Source organism: Maritalea mobilis (assembly GCF_004363175.1).
In the GTDB taxonomy this organism is placed as follows: domain Bacteria; phylum Pseudomonadota; class Alphaproteobacteria; order Rhizobiales; family Devosiaceae; genus Maritalea; species Maritalea mobilis.
On the sequence record NZ_SNYR01000002.1, the window covers coordinates 755,414 to 772,431 of the forward strand.

Sequence of the window (17,018 nt, forward strand, 5' to 3'; positions counted from 1 at the left end):
CATTTGGTGCGCTGACAAGGGCGGGCCTATGCCGCCTTTTTTGCCATTAATAATGCCCCATTTTGGGCGTCAGACTTCGCGGCTTGTACATAATCGCCAAACCGCTCTGCCAGAATGGGAATCAAGCGTTCGCCCAAACCGCCAACAATGGCCAGTTTTTGCGCCCCACGGGCTTTGAACCAGTTGATAAATTGCTCAATCTGATCAAATTCAAACTGCATCAACTCAAGCGCAATGGGGTCATTTTTTTCGAAATATTCGACCACGAATGGCGCGAGGCTGGCAAAATCTTTCGGCCATGCTTTGAACGACCATGCCATGAGGCTGTTTTGGCTTCCGCCCAAATGCTCAATCACGGCGCTGGTGAGCGGGGAACCTTCGCTCAATCCATCCAACACTTCAATTGACCGCCGTGCCAATGCCCGACCCAAGATCGCGCCGGACGCAGTGTCTGAGATATGGTAGCCCCATCCGCCAACTGGAAAATATTCGCCTTTAACTTTAGCGAGACCGGCGGAGCCTGTGCCCACAATCAACACCGCGCCATCTTCTCCAAGATGTGCGCCCTCGCGGGCGGTTTCCACATCATTATGCACCAAGGTTTTGGCAAAGGGATAATCGCGCGCGGCGAAATCGCGTCTTGAGCTTTCCAAATGCGCGCCAGCAAGGCCCAAGCAGGCAATGGTGCGGGCCATATCAGATTGGCCTAAGCCAGCCTCTTCAAACGCTTTGTGGCTCACTTCAATGATCGAATTATAGGCTTGCGACCCATCGCCAATTGTGGTGTTTGCCGGGCCGCCGCGCACCTGCGCCAACACATTCAAATCCGCATCGGTCAAACGTGCTCTGCAATTGGTGCCGCCGCCATCGATTCCGAGAAACAGATTTTGCACGCAGCCTATCCTTTTTTGCTCAAAACATTGAAATTTGGCCGGACCATAAACACAATTGCTCTTATACGAAAGTATTAATCCGCGCAAATTCGCCCGTTTTTTGGCAAAAATGCATTTGTGGGCCATTGGCAAGGGAACGGGCTTGATTTAAGCAAGGCGTTCGTTTGAAATGGTGATGAATTGGCACAAACTCTAATCATATGTTCAACCTGCAAATTCAGCTCGGTGAGCGCCTTTAATGAAAAGGGCGAAACCGGAGGGGAATTGCTGGCCAATATGGTGGAAGCAGAACGCGACAAACGGCAAATGGAACTCACAATTGTGCGCCATGCCTGCCTTTGGAGCTGCAAGCAATCTTGTGCCATTCAATTACAAGATGAAAATAGAACGGGCTATCATGCTGGTGGGTTCACTCCCGACCAACCCACAGCATCGGCCATTATAGATTGGGCGGCAGCGCATCAACGCACAGCAAATGGCGAAGTGCCATTTGCTGAATGGCCGGATGCCATGAAAGGGCATTTTATTGCGCGCCTCCCTGCGATTAAGAAAGAAAAATAAAATGATCAATCACTCCCTTATTCTTGGCGGCGCGAAATCAGGCAAAACTGGATTTGCCGAAGGCGTTGCTCTGCGCGGCAACAAGAAGCCCCTTTATGTGGCCACTGGCCGCGCTTATGACGAAGAAATGAAACTGCGCATTTCTGCCCACCAACAAGCGCGGGGCGACCATTTCGATACAGTTGAACAGCCGATCAACCTCATCTCCGCCCTTGAGCGTGCGCGGGGCAAATATGATCGCGTGTTAGTGGATTGCCTCACACTGTGGATCACCAATTTGATGATGGCAGACTATGATGTGGATGAAAGCGTTGAAGCCCTCGCCCACTGGCTGAGCACCAATGACGATTTGATGGTGGTTCTGGTTTCAAATGAAGTCGGCCAAGGCGTTATCCCAGACAATAAGATGGCCCGCGAATTTGTGGACCATGCCGGCATCGCCCATCAGGAGCTGGCCCGCATTTGTCAAAATGTGGTGTTTGTCACTTCAGGTATCCCGCAAAATCTTAAGGGCGATTTGGCGTAGCCACATCCGACTTCTTTGCAGAATAAATATGTTTTGGGGGCGCACCAGATAGGCTGCGCCCTTTTGTTTGCTGTATGCGTTGAATTTCCGACCAAGCGCGCCATATGCAACAGACTTGTTGACGCCGCTAGGGAAAGAGGATGCGCGACATGGACGGACGATTTGCCAACAGTCGGAAGATTTTGGTCACACTCCTGAGTGGATTTTTGATCCTGCTGCATGTCGCCGGACTTTGGGATACATTTAAGAGCGGAGATCTAATCAGCGCTGATATTTATGCCAATATTCAGTCGCTGCTTTCAGTAGCGATCATCATCAGTTTGCTGCTGGTCATCCTCGGCAAAAAGTTTGGTTTGGTCAGCATGTGGGCGAGCATAACAGCTCTTGTCCTGACACAATATGGCGCGCATTTCGGCTTCTACGATGCCGCCTTCACTGAGGGGCGGTCGGCCTTTTCCTATCTGCGTGGCTTTATGTTTCCAACAGCCATCACATTGCTTTATCAGTTTCCGAAAAGTTGACGCGTTGATCTAGTTGAAAAACGCTGCCAGCACCAACAAAGTGCCGAGCATCAGCGTGAGGGCAAACCAATAGAGTGACAGGGCGCGGTCAATATCATCCGCATCCACATGCTCCTTGCCCTCGCCCATATAAGCCAGTTCCACCGTTTCTCCATCATAGTCGCGCGGGCCGCCAAGCTTTACGCCGATGGCGCCTGCCATGGCCGCTTCTGGCCAGCCTGCATTGGGTGATTTATGCCATTTCGCGTCCCGCTGGGCAGAACGCCACGCCGCCTTGGCATCAAAGCCAGCTTTGAACTTGGCCGCGACGGTGAAGAACATAGCAGTAATCCGCGCCGGCACATAATTTGCCCAATCGTCTAGCTTGGCGCTGGCAAAACCAAAGTCTTTAAAGCGCTCATTTTTGTGACCCACCATCGAGTCAGCTGTGTTGATCATTTTATATAGCGCGATGCCGGGCAAGCCGAACAGCATCAAATAAAAGATGGGGGCGACAATGCCATCGGAGGCGTTTTCCGCCAGCGATTCCACGGCGCCGCGCGCCACCCCATCTTCATCCAGACGTTCTGGGTCGCGCCCCACAATGTGGGACACTGCTTCACGGCCTTCGTCGAGCGAACTGCGCAAGCCCTCACCGACTGCTTTTACGGCGCGGCCTAATTCTTTTTGAGCGATCAAGGTGCTGGCGAAAATGATTTCAAACACCCAGCCGAAGGGCGCGCTGCGGGTGATGGACATGATGATCAGGCTGATCAGCAGGGTTGCCGCCAATGCCAACCCGATCATGGCATATCCATTCTGCCGCCGCCGATGATCTGGCAAATCGGGATGGTTGCCACGTTTTTCCAAAATGGCGATCAGTTTGCCCATCCACATCACCGGATGCCCGATGGCGTCTAGCACTTGCCGGGGATAGCCCACCATTCGTTCCAACAGCATGGCGAGAAAGGCGATGGCAAAGCTCATGGTCTATTTCCTAAAAAGTCAGATCACGCGGGGTGGCGAACAGGCTGATCAATTTGTCGCCATCAATGTGGCGCTCAATATGATCGGCAAATCCGTCTAAAATCTGGTCAATGCGTGCCTCATATTCAAGGTCTGCTTGCAGCACGGCCCCTAAATTTTGCAAAAAGGCGCGGCGGAACTGGTCGCTGGCAAATAGGCCGTGCAAGTAAGTACCCATGATCTTGCCGCTGACGGACATGGCTCCGTCCGTTTCATCACCAATCTGGCTGAAGGGCCGCTCTCGATCTGACCCTTGCGTTTCGCCCATATGCATATGGTAGCCACGCACGGTTTGCTGGGTCGCCAAATGGAGAGTTTCTTCTTCACGCAGCTGCTTCTGGCTGGCCATCGTGGTTTCAATGTCCAGCAGGCCGAGCCCATCAATAGAGCGGGGTGCGCCTTCGACGCCTTCCGGGTCGTGAATTTTTTTGCCCAGCATTTGATATCCGCCGCACAGGCCCAGCACAGCCCCGCCAGCGCGGGCATGGGCGAGAATATCGATATCCCAGCCTTGGGCCTTCAGCGCTTCAAAATCAGCGATGGTGGCTTTGGAGCCGGGCAGCAGGATCAGGTCGGCATCGCGGGGTAATGCGTTGCCGGGCTGCACAATCTCAACGCTCACATTGGCTTCCTGCCTTAGCGGGTCCAAATCATCAAAATTGGAGATACGTGGCAAGCGCGGCACGACAATTTTCAGGCCATCGTTCTTGACCAGGTCGGTGTCATCCAACGCCAAGGCGTCTTCCGGCGGCAGCAATTTTGCATCCGCATGGAAAGGCAATGGACCAAAACAGGGGCGCTTTGTGTGCGTTTCGATAAAGGCTTTGCCCTCGTCAAAGAGCGATGGATCACCGTGGAATTTGTTGATCAGACTTGCCTTGATCAGGGCGGCATCTTCGGGCTGGGCCACGGCGAACGTACCAACGATTGACGCGATCACGCCCCCGCGGTGGATATCGCCAATCAGCGTCACGGGCAAATTGAGTGCTTGGGCAAAGCCGAAATTTGCGATGTCGCTATCACGCAAATTTACCTCAGACGCGCTGCCCGCGCCTTCCACCAGCACAAAATCATGAGCTGCACTCAGTTTCTGGAAGGCTTTGATGGCTTCGGGCAGATATTCAATGCGGCGCTTGAAATATTCCCGCGCGCTCATGGACGCGACGCGCTGGCCGCGCACCACCACTTGCGCGCCCGTTTCATGCTCTGGCTTGAGCAACACGGGATTCATGGCGGTTGTCGGTGCAATCTTGGCGGCGCGAGCTTGTAGCGCCTGAGCGCGGCCTATCTCACCACCATCAGCAGTCACGGCGGCATTGTTGGACATGTTTTGCGGTTTGAAGGGCGCAACGGAAAAGCCGCGATTGTGCAACAGACGGCACAACCCGGCGACCACAAGGCTTTTGCCCACATCCGAGCCGGTGCCCATAAACATCATGCTTTTAGCCGTCACGCGCCGCTACTCCCGCACATCGATAATGTGGGCATAGGAGCCCAAAATGCGGTTGCGGTGCAAGCCCATTTGCCCCACCGCATTGGCTTCCGCATCGCTGGCGCGGAACAGTGTGTCGCCTTCGCGTTTCAGCTCGGTCGAATAGTGAAACTCATGGCCAAGCAAATCGCTGGGCCAGGGCAAAATGCTCTTATGGCTCAGGCGGCGATAGCCCAATTGGCGACGGGGTCTGTTGATGGCGGTTTGCAGCGGCAAAAGACCCGTCATCTCGAATGTGTTACCCGTCTTATCGGTGAGGCTTTCACCCAACACCATATAGCCGCCGCACTCGCCATAGATCATCGCATCGCGGTCGGCGGCCCCACGCATGCCCTTTCTAAAATTCCCGGCATTCGCCAATTGCGCGCCGTGCAGTTCCGGATAGCCGCCAGGCAGAAAAACGGCGTCGGCATCCGAAGCGGGTGCTTCATCGGCGAGCGGCGAGAAAAAGTGCAATTGCGCGCCTTGCGCCTGCCAATCAGCCAGCAGATGTGGATAGAGAAAGGCGAAAGCTGCATCTTTTGCGATGGCGATATTTTGGCCCAGCGGCGCCAGCTTAGGGCTGGCTTGCGCGGCCAAGATCGGTTTAGCCAAATGCAGCAGTCCATCCAAATCCAACCGCTTTTTCACCTCGCTAATGGCCAGCGCCGCCACAGTGCGGCTTTTGGCGAAATCCTCCGGCAGTGTTAAGCCCAAATGGCGCGAAGGAATGTCCAGCTCTGCATTGCGGCGCAAGGCGCCCAGCACTTCAATATCGAGCTTGGCGAGTGCTGATTTTAGCATTTTCTCGTGCTTGTCGCTGGCGACACGGTTGAGGATCACCCCGGCCACATCAATATCGGTGCGCAGATTTTGAAAGCCATACACCAGGGCGGCAATTGATTGGGCCATGGAGCCGCAATCCACCACAAGCACCACAGGCAATTGCAGATTTTTCGCCAAATCGGCGGTGGAACCTTTGCCGCTGGCGGACCCGTCAAACAGGCCCATCACCCCTTCGACCAGCACCAGATCATGGCCACTGGCTTGCTGGCTCAACAGGCTGCGCTGGCGCGATTGGCTCATCGCCCACGGGTCGAGATTGATGGCGCTTTGGCCGGTGGCAAGACCATGCACCTGCCCATCAATATAGTCTGGTCCGGTTTTGGCCGAGGCGACCTTCATGCCCTGCTCTTTCAGTGCGCCCAAAAGCGCGGTGGTGAGCAAGGTTTTGCCGGAGCCGGACTGGGTGGCGGCGATGATCAATCCCTTGGCCATTAGTCCTTCTCCTGCCAGTTTAGAATTTTGGCATAATCAACCACTGGCCCGACAACGACGATGGCCGGGGTGGGGACTTCGTTTTGCTGGACAAAATCACCCGCCTCGCCAAGTTGGGTGACCATTAGGCTTTGATGCGGCAAGGTGGCGTTGGAGACGATGCCCACTTTGTCGTGTGGGTCGCGTCCACCTTCCACAAGCTTTTGTGCGATCGATGGCAAATGTTTGACCGCCATATACATCACGATTACAGGGGCCGCTGTAGCCACCGCATGCCAGTCCACTGCTTGCGGCACATTGCCTGTTTCGTCATGTCCGGTGAGGAAAATTACGGCCTGATTGGTGTCGCGGTGGGTGGCCGGAATGCCCGCATAAGCGAGCCCGCCAATGCCCGCGGTGATGCCCGGCACGATGCGGAACTTCACCCCAGCATTATGCAGCGTTTCGCTTTCCTCACCGCCACGGCCAAACATAAACGGATCGCCGCCCTTAAGGCGCAGCACGCGCTTATTCTGTTTGGCCCACTCGATCAGTTTGAGCGAAATGTCATTTTGCTTCGGCGAAGGTTTGCCGCCCCGCTTGCCTGCATAGTGCAATTCAGCTTGTGGATTGGCGTAAGTGAGAATTTCCTCGCCCACCAGCGCGTCATAAACGATCACATCGGCTTGGCCGAGGGCATAAAAGGCGTGCAGCGACATCAGGCCCGGATCGCCCGGCCCTGCGCCCACCAGCCACACACTGCCCGGCGCAAAGGTTGGAAAAGCGCGCGCATCGAGCCGTGCAAAGTGATCCCATTTTTTGCCAAAGAGGTGTTTAAACCAATCGCGCATTTAATTAGCCCTTTGCCTTTAAAGGTGCGTGACCTATAGAGAATATATGGTTGCGTCCACACAAGATAGCGTCAATGAAAAAGGTACGGCCCTGAAACGCGGCTGGACAACTGGCGCGTGCGCCACCGCGGCCACCAGCGCGGCGCTTTATGGCCTGTTTTCCGAGACGTTTAAAGACCCCATTCAAATCACCCTGCCCGGCGGCCAAACGCCCGACTTTGCCCTCGCGGCCGAAGAGCGCGGTGATGATTTTGCCATGTGCGGCATTGTGAAAGATGCGGGCGATGACCCGGATGTGACCCATGGCGCGATGGTGCGCGCGACGGTCCGGCAATTGCCCAAAGGCAGCGGCGTTCAGTTTAAAGCGGGCAAAGGCGTTGGCATGGTGACCAAGCCCGGCCTGCCCATTCCGCCCGGCGAGCCCGCGATCAACCCCGTGCCGCGCAAGATGATGATTGAGCATTGCGAAAAAATCTGCGCCGAACTGGGCGCGCGGGCCGACATTGAAATCACCATCAGCGTGGATAATGGCGAAGCGCTGGCGCAGCAAACTTGGAACCCGCGCTTGGGCATTGTGGGCGGCCTGTCCATCTTGGGCACAACGGGCATTGTTGTGCCCTTTTCCTGTGCCGCATGGATACACTCGATCCATCGTGGCATTGATGTGGCGCGCGCCGAAGGGTTGACCCATGTGGTCGGCTCCACCGGCGATGCCTCGGAAAAAGCGGCACAAAAGCGTCTTGGTCTGCCGTTGGAAGCCTATTTGGATATGGGCGATTTTGCGGGTGGCTTGCTGAAATATCTGAAAGCCAACCCCGTGCCCAACCTCACCATTTGCGGCGGGTTTGCCAAAATCACCAAGCTCGCGGAAGGGCATTTGGATCTGCATTCAGGCCGCTCCCAAGTTGGCTTTGATTGGTTGGCTGAACAGGCGCAAAGCCTTGGTGCGGATGAGGCGTTGTGCAGCGACATTCGCGCGGCCAATACGGCGAAGCAGGTGTTGGAATTGTGTACCGATGCGCAAATTCCAATTGCGGAAAAAATCGCCATACTTGCTGCACAAGTGGCGCAGGGAAAGTTGCGGAACAATGACATCCGTGTCAGCGTTTTGGTGACAGACCGAAAAGGCGTTATAATCGCCGAAAGCTAACACCAAACGGGAGGCAATTTTATGCGCATTTTGATTTTTGGCGGCACAGGCGAAGCGATTGATTTGGCCAACGCGCTGGTGCGCCAGGGGCATGAAGTCACTACCTCCCTCGCCGGAGTCACCCGCAAGCCGCGCCTGCCCAATGGGCATGTGCATCGTGGCGGTTTTGGCGGCGTGGACGGGCTGAAGGATTATATTGGTCGCAATGACTTTCAGCTGATGATTGATGCGACCCACGCTTTTGCGGCCAATATGTCTCACCACATTGTTGAAGCGTGCGAACAGCTGAATAAAAGTCATTTGCGCCTGACGCGGCAACCGTGGCGTGCGGGGCCGGAGGATGAATGGCAGCATGTGGAAGACTTGGCGCAAGCGGCAGAGCGATTGCCCGAAGGGGCCAGCGCCTTGGTGACCATCGGACGCCAGCATGTGGAGCCCTTTGTGTTGCGCGATGATTGCACTATCGTGCTGCGCGCCATTGAGCATCCCGAAATGGTGTTGCCGCCGCGCGTGACGGTGATGCTGGAACGTCCGCCCTTCAGCCTTGAGGGCGAAATGGCGTTGATGCAGCAGCATAAGATCACCCATTTGGTGACCAAAAATGCAGGCGGTGATCAGACGGTGGCCAAGCTTGAAGCCGCGCGGCAATTGGGCGTCGACGTGATCATGATCGAGCGCCCCGCCCTGCCCACGGCACCGGAAGTGTTTTCGGTTGACGGCGCGTTGAAGTTTGTGGCCGATCATTCCGCCTCTGCCGCCTGACCTTTGGTCTTGGTGCGGTCCTTCTTTTTGCCCTTGTTGCGCAGCACGTGGGCAAAGTCGGCGGAATAAAGCTCGCTATCTTTAAAGCCTTTGGCATCAAACACACGGCCCACAAAGATCAACGCCGTGCGGGTGATTTTCGCGGCTCGCACATCAGCGCGCATATCTTTTAGCGTGGTTTGGATGATCTGCTCATCCGGCCATGTGGCTCGATAGATCACCACCACGGGGCAGTCTTCGCCATAATAAGGGCTAAGCGTTTCTTCGATATATTTGAGATTGCGAATTGAGAGGTGGATTGCCAAGGTTGCGCGCGATTGGCCCAAAATCTCCAGCGTTTCATGCTCGGGCATGGACGAGGCTTTGCCGCTGGTGCGGGTAACGATCACGGTCTGCGCAATTTCGGGCAAGGTCAGCTCGGTTTTCAACCGCGCCGCCGCCCCGGCGAAAGCGGGTACGCCCGGCACGACTTCATAATCAATGCCCATTTCATCCAGCCGCCGCATCTGTTCGGCAATCGCGCCATAAAGCGAAGGGTCCCCCGAATGCACCCGCGCCACATCCAACCCATCGGCATCCGCCTTTTGGATTTCTTCAATGATCTGATCCAGATGCATGGGCGCTGTATCCATTACCAAGGCATCGCGCGGCGCGGCTTCTACAATCTCAGTGGGCACCAATGAGCCCGCAAACAGACAGACTTTGCAGTTTTCGATCAATTTCAGGCCGCGCACGGTGATCAAATCAGGTGCGCCGGGGCCTGCGCCGATAAAATAAACAGTCATTGTGCCGCCTCTTTTGCTGCTTTTTTGGCGTATCCGCGCGGGGTATAGGCGACCCGTTCGCCGGAACCGCGCACAAAGCTTTTGGATTGGGAAGACCCGAACAGCACGATAGTGAGCATATCGATTTCTTCCGGATTGAACTCGGCCAATGTGACCACCCGCACTTTTTCCGCCGGGCGACCAAGGTTGGAGGCGATGATCACGGGGGTGTTGTCTGGCCGTTCAGCGAGGAATTTTTCCTTCGCGATTTCGATCAGATCGGTCCGGCGCATGGAGCGTGGATTGTAAAAGGCGGTGACAAAATCGCCAGTCGCTGCCGCTTCCAGCCGTTTCAAAATATCGTCGCGCGGGGTCAGCAAATCTGACAGCGAAATGCAGCAGAAATCATGGCCGATCAACGCGCCAGACTTGGCCGCCGCTGCTTGGAACGCGGAAATGCCGGGGCAGGTTTCAATCGCCACGCGCTTCGCCGCATCGGAAATGGCACGGTCGCCCTCGGCCACCAGCAATTCATAAATCAGCGCGCCCATGGCAAAGATGTTCGCATCGCCTGAGCAGATTAGCGCCACGTCGCGGCCAGTGCCCGCCAGTTCCAGAGCGTGACGCACGCGCAATTCTTCCTCGCCCAAATCGAACCGATGTTCGGTCTGATGGGTTTTGGCATCTGCCGCCAAATCCAGATAGAGGCCATAGCCAACCCAATCGCTTGCCACCCGCAAAGCGCGGTCTGCATCTGGGGTGCGCAAAGTTGCGGTGCCCGGCCCAAGGCCAACAAGATAAACTGTGCCCAAAGCGCGGCCTAAAAGCTGCGGATCGATCACCTCGTCGGCGATGCCAATGGCGCAGGTGGCTTGCGTGTTCTTTTGCTTTTCCACCAGCAAAGACCCGGCCTTCAATGCGGCGGCTTCTGCTACTGAAGGCGTACCTACCTCCTGTTCCACAATAGCGGAAGGATTCGGCACCCGCTCGCGCTCCGCTGCCAATTCTTCTGCGGTGAACACGCGCAATGGCACGCCGAAATGGGCTGCGGCTTGTTGCAAGCCTTTCTCGTCTGCTTTCAGGTCAATGCTGGCCAGCGCCGCGATGGCTTTGGGGTGTAGCTTGTTGGCTTTGAGCGTTGCTTCGATCAACTCAATGATTTTGTCTGCCGGACAATGGCGTTCACAGCCCACGCCGACCACCAGCTTTTGCGGCACATAATGCGGCGCGTCCTGTTCCTCATGATGATGGATATGGGCGAGCAATTGCACCTCGCCCTCGGGATCATAGGCCGGGTGTTTGGCCAACCAGTCGGCTTCGCCCTTAATATGAAATTTCGCCCCTGCCAACAGCGACGCCATGGCCCGCTTGGCGGATTTGGGGTTGACCAATTTCCAGCCGAACGGCACTTCATCCAGCCCCGCGCCAAAAATGTTTTCACTGGCGGTGGTGATCGCCGCATGGGCGTGCAAATCATGTGCGAGATCACTGGCCAATTGATTGGCGCCATGGTGCCCGCCCAAGAGCGGCACAATGCTTTTGCCATCGCTGGACACCGCCAACACCGGTGGATCGGTCTTTTTATCGGCCAAAAACGGCGCGAGAAAGCGGATCAGGATCGCCGCGGCGCAAATGCCGATGATGGGACGGCCCTGCTGAAAGCCCCGTTCGACAGCGGCGCGGGCCGGGTCCATTTCGCCTTTTTTATAAGGCTGTGCTTCGACTGAAAGCGCGGTCGCGATTTTCTCAGCGACCTCATTGCCACTTTCAGAAAAAGAAATCACCAATGGCGGGTTTTGGTTTAGCTGCCCCATGCTTCGTCGCCTTTATAGCTGAGGATGATCGAAAAGTAGGGCCGTTCCCCCTGCGGGTAGTCGGCCAGTTTGGTGATTTTTTGTGTCTCGCGGGTGGCATATTCCACCACCATCGCCCTGTCGCCATGCCCGCTTTTGTTGAGCGCTTCGCGCACCCGGTCAAAATGGCGGCCAATCTTGATTAGCGCCACGGCTTCGCTGGCCGCAAGTTCGGTTTCCAGCGCGGCGCTTTCCATTGGTGCGGGTAGAACTTTTAAGCGCTCATTGCGGGCCGCAAGTGGCCGTTTGATTTCGGCGGCGGCGGCGGTCAATGACGTGATACCGGGAATGATTTCGATGTGCGCGTCCGGCAAGCGGTGCAGCAAATACATGGCTGAACCATAAAAGAGCGGATCGCCTTCGCACAGATAGCCAATGTTTTGTCCGGCGGCCAGTTTGGGTGCGAGCTGCCCCGCCATTTGATCGTAGGCGGCTTGCGCTGGGCCCCGATCCACGGCCATCGGCACGTCAAAGGCGAAATGCTCGACATTGTCGTTTAAATGCGCTTCGGCAATGGCAAGGCTTTGCGATGTGGTGCCTGGCTTTTGCGGATAGGCCACACCATCCAGCGCACTCAACACACGCGCGGCTTTCAGGGTCAATAATTCAGGATCGCCCGGCCCGGTGCCGATTAAATAAAGCGTGCCGCTCATTCATCTGCCTTTTTCACGATGGACCATTGGGTCACGGTCATTTTGGGGCGCAGCACTTTGTGAGCGCCCACATGGTCGAGGTGGGAAACATCAATGCGGGCCAAGTCGCCGCCTTTTTGCTCCAGTCTATCGAGGAGCGCGGCTTCCCCATCCAGTGTCACCGCATTGGCGACAAAGCGGCCACCGGGTTTCAGGGCTGCCCAAAGCGCGTCAAACAATTCTTTGTTGCCCACATCGCCGCCCATAAAAATCGCATCGGGCATTGGCGGCGCTTCGTTCAAATGCGCCCGCGCCTCGCCTTCCACGATTTTGAGGCCGGGCGTGCCCAGCACGTCCCGGTTCTTTTTGATCATGTCGATACGGGCGGTGCTTTTCTCAAAAGCTGTGGCCGTGGCGCGGGGGGCGGCGCGCATCCATTCAATGCCGACAGAGCCGGAGCCCGCGCCAACATCCCACAAATGCTGTCCCATCAATGGCACCAGTTTGGCCAAAGTTGCCGCGCGGACTTCGCGTTTGGTCAACTGACCGTCGGAGACAAACGCGCTGTCTGGCAAGCCCGGCAATGGCGGCAACAGGGCAGCGTCCTCATCGGCCACACAATCGATGGCTACCGTATTGAGGTTGCCGATGCCGTGGCTTTCATAGGTGTTGGCGGTGAACTCTACCTTGCTTTCGGTATCGCCGCCCATGGCGTTCAGCACCGTTAGATGGCTTTGGCCGAACTTGCGTTGCACCAACAATTTGGCAATCGCCTCAATTGTGGTTGCATCGCTGGTGAGGGCCAAAATCCGGTTGCCCGGCACGATATGAGCATTCAACAGGTCAACGGGGCGGCCATGCACCGAGACGCAGGCGGTGTTTTGCAAGGGCCATTTCATTCGGGCAGCGGCCAAGGAGAAGGCCGAAGGCGCAGGGTGAATTTCAAACTCATCCAGCGGGATATAGCGGGTGAGCGTTGCGCCAATGCCGTACCAAGTGGGGTCGCCTGTGGCCAAAATCACGGTCTTTTTGCCACTGAAGGACAGGATTTGCTCGATCATATTGTCGAGCGGGGCCTGCCATTCCACATAGCGCGGATCATCGCCGCGCAATTTCGGCAGGCTGCGGGGCGGGCCAACCACAATTTCGGCCTCGTCGACCATTTGTTGCTGTTCGCTATTGAGCGACGCCAGTCCTTTGGCGGTGACGCCCACCACATCTAACCATTTGCTCATCGTTGCTGCCCTCCCAGTGCAATCGCGTTGATCGCGGCGCTGGCCATGGCCGAGCCGCCGCGTCTGCCCGTTACGGTGATATAGGGCACACTAACACGGGTTTGGGTGAGTGCATCTTTCGATTCTGCCGCGCCCACAAAGCCAACCGGTGTGGCGATGATGGCGGCAGGTTGCATGTGCCCGGCCTCAACCATCTCGATCACCTTGAACAAAGTGGTTGGCGCGTTGCCGATCACAATGATTGCGCCGTCTGCCGCGTCGCCCCACAGCTCAACCTGTGCTGCCGAACGGGTGGTGCCCAGCTCTTTGGCTAAAGCTGGGGTGCGCTCATGATTGAGGTAACACTGTGCCTGTTCCACTTCGGGCAAAAACCGTTTGGTAATACCAGAGCGAACCATTTCGCAGTCGCACAGGATCGGTTTGCCTGCGGCAAGCGCCGCCTGCCCGGCGGCCATCACATCGCCGCGAAAGGCGATATCTTCGGTCAAATCCACCATGCCGCACGCATGAATCATGCGCACGACAACGGGCCGCAAAGAAGGCGGGTACTGATCCAGTGCCGCCTCCTTTTCGATGATCTTAAAGCTCATGTCGTAAATGGCTTTAGGGTCACGCAAATAGTCCATCAGGACCCCTTTTTCTCCATGGTTTTCGGACCCAATGGATGGTCCTTAAACGGATAAGGGTGGTGATGGTGATCATGATGATGGTGGTGCCCATCGCCATGGTCATGCGAATGGCCGTGATCATGATGATGATCGTGGTCATGCTTATGCACCGGGGTGAAGGGCAGCCCGTGCTTTTTGCAGAACTCCTCATCACGGCAGGATGCATCGCAATCGCCATTGCAGGGGCAATCTTCCATGCCGCCGCCAATGCCTTCCACATGGTGATGATGGCTTTCTTGTGCCAGCCCCACTTCGGCTTCAAACCCCAGAACTTGCTCGCGATATTTACACATCTGGCAGTTCATATTGTTTTCGCCGTCCACCACTTCGCGGATACGGTCGATAAAGGTTTCCACCACCATGTCATGGTCGTTCAAATAGCCCGCTTTGATAAATTCAATATCGGGATGTTCGGCGGCCACTTCATCGGTATATTTGTAAATCCGCTTCACCAGCACGCCGGTGAAGAGGAAATAAGGAAACACCACGATCCGCTTATAGCCCAGCTTAGCTGCATGTTGCAGCGCCGGTGCGGTGAGTGGGAATGTGACACCGGAATAGGCCACTTCGGCCCAGCCAAAGCCCATACCTTCCCACAACATGCGCATCACTTTTGCCACGTTGGAGTTTGCGTCTGGATCAGAAGCACCACGGCCCACAACCACCAGCAAAGTTTCCTCGCGTGGCACATCGCCGCCAGCTTGCTCCAAGGCTTCTTCAATGCGGGCACCCGCGGCGCGGATCATTTTCAAATCCACACCTAGCTCACGGCCATAGATCACTTCCATGTCAGGGTTTTGCGCCTGATAGGTGTTGAGCACTGAGGGAATATCGTTTTTCGCGTGGCCCGCAGCAAACAGCATGCCCGGCACCGCGATCACTTTTTTCACGCCCTGCTCTTTAAGCTGGTTGAGGCCGTGATGAATCACTGGATCGGCAAATTCCAGATAGCCATATTCAACTGGCACATCGCCCAAGCGTTGTTTCAAACGATCTTTAAGGTGTGCGAATTCATCCACGGCCAGCTTGTTACGACTGCCATGGCCACACAGCATCACCGCTGTGTCTTTATCCAATGTGAAATTCATTATTTATCGCCGCGACGGTAAATGGCATAGCCGAAAACTGCAGCCACGAAGAGCGCCGCTGGGATGGCGCCATAAGCTGCCAAATCCATCAAAGTGTGGGTGTGGCCCGCCACTTCTTCAGTGTGGCCAGGATGTGCCAACGCAAAGCTGGGCAACAGGGCAAAAATGGATGCTAGGAAATATTTCATTATTCTACCTCTTCGGTTTTTAAAATCGGGAGAGGCAGAGTTCGCAAAAAATCAACGTCGAGCAGCTCCGGGCTTGGCTCCCTGTTTGGGTCAGCCTCACCAGAATCGCTTTCAGTTCCTTCATTGGAACGCTGCGCAGGGCGATAGTCTTAGGGGTTGCGTTTTAAACCGTCAACACGGCCATTCGAGATAGATAAAATTTTATCTAGTTCCGCTCATAATATTTAAACGGGTTGCCGCATATTGGATGTGGGGCGAGGGTTATGTTGAGTACGGGGTAAGTAGAAATGTTGCGACAAATTAAATCACTGACAGGCATTGATCTTGCTGACCGCAATTTTGTTCAACCCGCATTTCGCAAGGCGGTAAGCATCACCCTATTGGCTTTGCTTGGCGCTGAAATTCTGACCTTTGTTTATTATCAATATATCGCCAAATCCACTTGGGACTATGTTCTGGTCAACCTCTTATTGACGGGCATTATCACCGTGGTGGTGGCGTTCCCAATTGCGGTTTATCTGTCAGTGCAGCGGCTAAAGCTGAACAGTTTGAGCGTGCAGTTGGCCCGCATGGCCAGCGTTGATCAAATGTCTGGCTTGTTGAACCGCACCAGCTTTATTCAAGCCATGCGTGATCGTATTTCGCATCCAACCAATCCGGAAGGCCGCGGCGCATTCCTTTATATTGATGCCGATCACTTCAAACAGCTCAATGATGAGTTTGGCCATGCGGCTGGCGATGAGGCCATTGAGTTTATTGGCAAGGTGATCAATCAAAATATGCGTCGCAGCGATCTTGCAGGTCGTTTAGGTGGTGAGGAATTTGGCGTTTATCTGGAAGGCGGCAACCAGAAACTGGCGGAAGATGTTTCTGAGAATATTCGCCAAGATGTAACGCTGCTGACATTCGACAATAAAAAGAAGCGGTTTACGCTTACTGTTTCCATTGGTGTGGCAACGCATGAAGCGGGCGAAAAGCCATCACACTTTATGAAAACCGCCGACAAAAATCTCTACATCGCCAAAAGTCGCGGGCGAAATTGCGTGGCGGCTTAGCTTAGGTCAGCTCGAAAAATTGTTCCGCCAAAGGCGCCCAGCTTTCAGCTTGTAACTGCTGATAGAAGTCATGGCCATGTTCGGCCACTTCATAGCGTTCAACGCCTGCTTCCTTATGCCAGTCTGGCTTGGGCTGATGTTCATCCAGCTCGCCGAACAAACACAGCGATGGCACTTTAAAATGGCTCGCGGTCAAATGCCGCAACCGCGTGGATGACACGAAGAGCTGCGCTTCAAATATTTGCACAACACTGTTGGCCATGGCACCCACAGTGCCCCCAGCACTATAGCCAATCAATAGAGACGGCACGTCGACCTGCGCAATCAACCGCTCCGCCGCATCAATTGCCGCTCCGCCTTCAAACAGGGTTTGGTGCAACTCCTCGGCAGATAGATCTGGATTGCCTGCCAACTCAGGCAGTGAAAACCGCTTGTGGGAAAGATTATATTTCGCAGCGAGAAAGCCTGCGAGGCAATGATCCATATCCGGGCCATTGTGAATATCGGAAATGGAAACAAGCGCGGTCATATAGGCCCC

Annotated in this window: 19 protein-coding genes; 6 read left to right on the forward strand and 13 right to left on the reverse strand. The window is 55.5% G+C overall.

What is annotated here, in order from left to right:
• Positions 1–26: 26 nt before the first annotated feature.
• Complete coding sequence (locus tag ATL17_RS11515; protein ID WP_166639009.1) at positions 27–893, reverse strand: glucosamine kinase nucleotide-binding domain-containing protein; 867 nt, start codon at positions 891–893, stop codon at positions 27–29.
• Between the two features lie 180 nt (positions 894–1,073).
• Between ATL17_RS11515 and ATL17_RS11520 the strand changes: the two genes are divergently transcribed.
• From ATL17_RS11520 to ATL17_RS11530, 3 genes are all read left to right on the forward strand, one after another.
• Complete coding sequence (locus tag ATL17_RS11520; protein WP_133572936.1) at positions 1,074–1,454, forward strand: DUF1636 family protein; 381 nt, start codon at positions 1,074–1,076, stop codon at positions 1,452–1,454.
• Position 1,455: 1 nt separating this feature from the next.
• The gene (gene cobU / locus ATL17_RS11525; RefSeq protein WP_133572937.1) at positions 1,456–1,980 is read left to right on the forward strand and encodes a bifunctional adenosylcobinamide kinase/adenosylcobinamide-phosphate guanylyltransferase; all 525 of its coding nucleotides are present in this window, start codon (positions 1,456–1,458) and stop codon (positions 1,978–1,980) included.
• Between the two features lie 140 nt (positions 1,981–2,120).
• On the forward strand, positions 2,121–2,501 hold the full coding sequence (locus ATL17_RS11530) for a hypothetical protein (protein WP_133572938.1): 381 nt from the start codon (positions 2,121–2,123) through the stop codon (positions 2,499–2,501).
• 9 nt (positions 2,502–2,510) lie between these two features.
• Here the strand turns inward: ATL17_RS11530 and cbiB are convergent, their stop codons facing one another.
• From cbiB to cobA, 4 genes are read right to left on the reverse strand one after another with little or no spacing between them, the layout of a single operon-like run.
• Positions 2,511–3,467 carry an adenosylcobinamide-phosphate synthase CbiB gene (gene cbiB, locus ATL17_RS11535; RefSeq protein ID WP_133572939.1) on the reverse strand — a complete coding sequence of 319 codons (957 nt, stop codon included), beginning with the start codon at positions 3,465–3,467 and terminating at the stop codon, positions 2,511–2,513.
• Positions 3,468–3,477: 10 nt separating this feature from the next.
• Positions 3,478–4,959, reverse strand: a complete 1,482-nt coding sequence (locus ATL17_RS11540) for a cobyric acid synthase (RefSeq protein WP_246028693.1) — start codon at positions 4,957–4,959, stop codon at positions 3,478–3,480.
• Positions 4,960–4,965: 6 nt separating this feature from the next.
• Positions 4,966–6,255, reverse strand: a complete 1,290-nt coding sequence (locus ATL17_RS11545; RefSeq protein ID WP_133572940.1) for a cobyrinic acid a,c-diamide synthase CobB — start codon at positions 6,253–6,255, stop codon at positions 4,966–4,968.
• Positions 6,255–7,085, reverse strand: a complete 831-nt coding sequence (gene cobA / locus ATL17_RS11550; RefSeq protein ID WP_133572941.1) for a uroporphyrinogen-III C-methyltransferase — start codon at positions 7,083–7,085, stop codon at positions 6,255–6,257. Before cobA ends, ATL17_RS11545 begins: the two co-directional genes overlap by 1 nt.
• A 46-nt stretch (positions 7,086–7,131) precedes the next feature.
• Between cobA and ATL17_RS11555 the strand changes: the two genes are divergently transcribed.
• Both ATL17_RS11555 and ATL17_RS11560 read left to right on the forward strand, forming a co-directional pair.
• Positions 7,132–8,235: a cobalt-precorrin-5B (C(1))-methyltransferase gene (locus tag ATL17_RS11555; RefSeq protein WP_133572942.1), complete on the forward strand. Its 1,104-nt coding sequence runs from the start codon at positions 7,132–7,134 to the stop codon at positions 8,233–8,235.
• A 21-nt stretch (positions 8,236–8,256) separates the two neighbouring features.
• Positions 8,257–8,997 (forward strand): cobalt-precorrin-6A reductase, encoded by a 741-nt coding sequence (locus ATL17_RS11560; protein ID WP_133572943.1) that lies wholly within the window; start codon positions 8,257–8,259, stop codon positions 8,995–8,997.
• On the opposite strand, the gene cobM is transcribed toward ATL17_RS11560, so the two are convergent.
• The 7 genes from cobM to ATL17_RS11595 are packed head-to-tail and all read right to left on the reverse strand — an operon-like array spanning position 8,976 to position 15,425.
• Positions 8,976–9,782 carry a precorrin-4 C(11)-methyltransferase gene (gene cobM, locus ATL17_RS11565; RefSeq protein WP_133572944.1) on the reverse strand — a complete coding sequence of 269 codons (807 nt, stop codon included), beginning with the start codon at positions 9,780–9,782 and terminating at the stop codon, positions 8,976–8,978. The two genes, ATL17_RS11560 and cobM, sit on opposite strands and share 22 nt — an antisense overlap.
• Entirely contained in the window at positions 9,779–11,575 is a 1,797-nt protein-coding gene (locus ATL17_RS11570; RefSeq protein ID WP_133572945.1) for a bifunctional cobalt-precorrin 5A hydrolase/precorrin-3B C(17)-methyltransferase, read from the reverse strand. Before ATL17_RS11570 ends, cobM begins: the two co-directional genes overlap by 4 nt.
• Positions 11,563–12,267, reverse strand: coding sequence for a precorrin-2 C(20)-methyltransferase (gene cobI / locus ATL17_RS11575; protein ID WP_133572946.1), 705 nt, complete (start codon positions 12,265–12,267; stop codon positions 11,563–11,565). The genes ATL17_RS11570 and cobI overlap by 13 nt, the downstream gene beginning before the upstream one ends.
• Positions 12,264–13,481 (reverse strand): precorrin-6y C5,15-methyltransferase (decarboxylating) subunit CbiE, encoded by a 1,218-nt coding sequence (gene cbiE, locus ATL17_RS11580; RefSeq protein WP_133572947.1) that lies wholly within the window; start codon positions 13,479–13,481, stop codon positions 12,264–12,266. The genes cobI and cbiE overlap by 4 nt, the downstream gene beginning before the upstream one ends.
• The gene (locus ATL17_RS11585; RefSeq protein WP_208111191.1) at positions 13,478–14,107 is read right to left on the reverse strand and encodes a precorrin-8X methylmutase; all 630 of its coding nucleotides are present in this window, start codon (positions 14,105–14,107) and stop codon (positions 13,478–13,480) included. Before ATL17_RS11585 ends, cbiE begins: the two co-directional genes overlap by 4 nt.
• Positions 14,107–15,237 (reverse strand): sirohydrochlorin chelatase, encoded by a 1,131-nt coding sequence (locus tag ATL17_RS11590; RefSeq protein ID WP_133572949.1) that lies wholly within the window; start codon positions 15,235–15,237, stop codon positions 14,107–14,109. Before ATL17_RS11590 ends, ATL17_RS11585 begins: the two co-directional genes overlap by 1 nt.
• On the reverse strand, positions 15,237–15,425 hold the full coding sequence (locus tag ATL17_RS11595; RefSeq protein WP_133572950.1) for a DUF6732 family protein: 189 nt from the start codon (positions 15,423–15,425) through the stop codon (positions 15,237–15,239). The genes ATL17_RS11590 and ATL17_RS11595 overlap by 1 nt, the downstream gene beginning before the upstream one ends.
• A gap of 287 nt (positions 15,426–15,712) precedes the next feature.
• On the opposite strand from ATL17_RS11595, the gene ATL17_RS11600 reads away from it, so the two are divergent.
• Positions 15,713–16,480 carry a GGDEF domain-containing protein gene (locus ATL17_RS11600; protein ID WP_133572951.1) on the forward strand — a complete coding sequence of 256 codons (768 nt, stop codon included), beginning with the start codon at positions 15,713–15,715 and terminating at the stop codon, positions 16,478–16,480.
• A gap of 1 nt (position 16,481) precedes the next feature.
• Here ATL17_RS11600 and ATL17_RS11605 read toward each other — a convergent pair whose 3' ends face one another.
• Positions 16,482–17,009, reverse strand: a complete 528-nt coding sequence (locus ATL17_RS11605) for a hypothetical protein (RefSeq protein WP_133572952.1) — start codon at positions 17,007–17,009, stop codon at positions 16,482–16,484.
• Positions 17,010–17,018 lie beyond the last annotated feature (9 nt).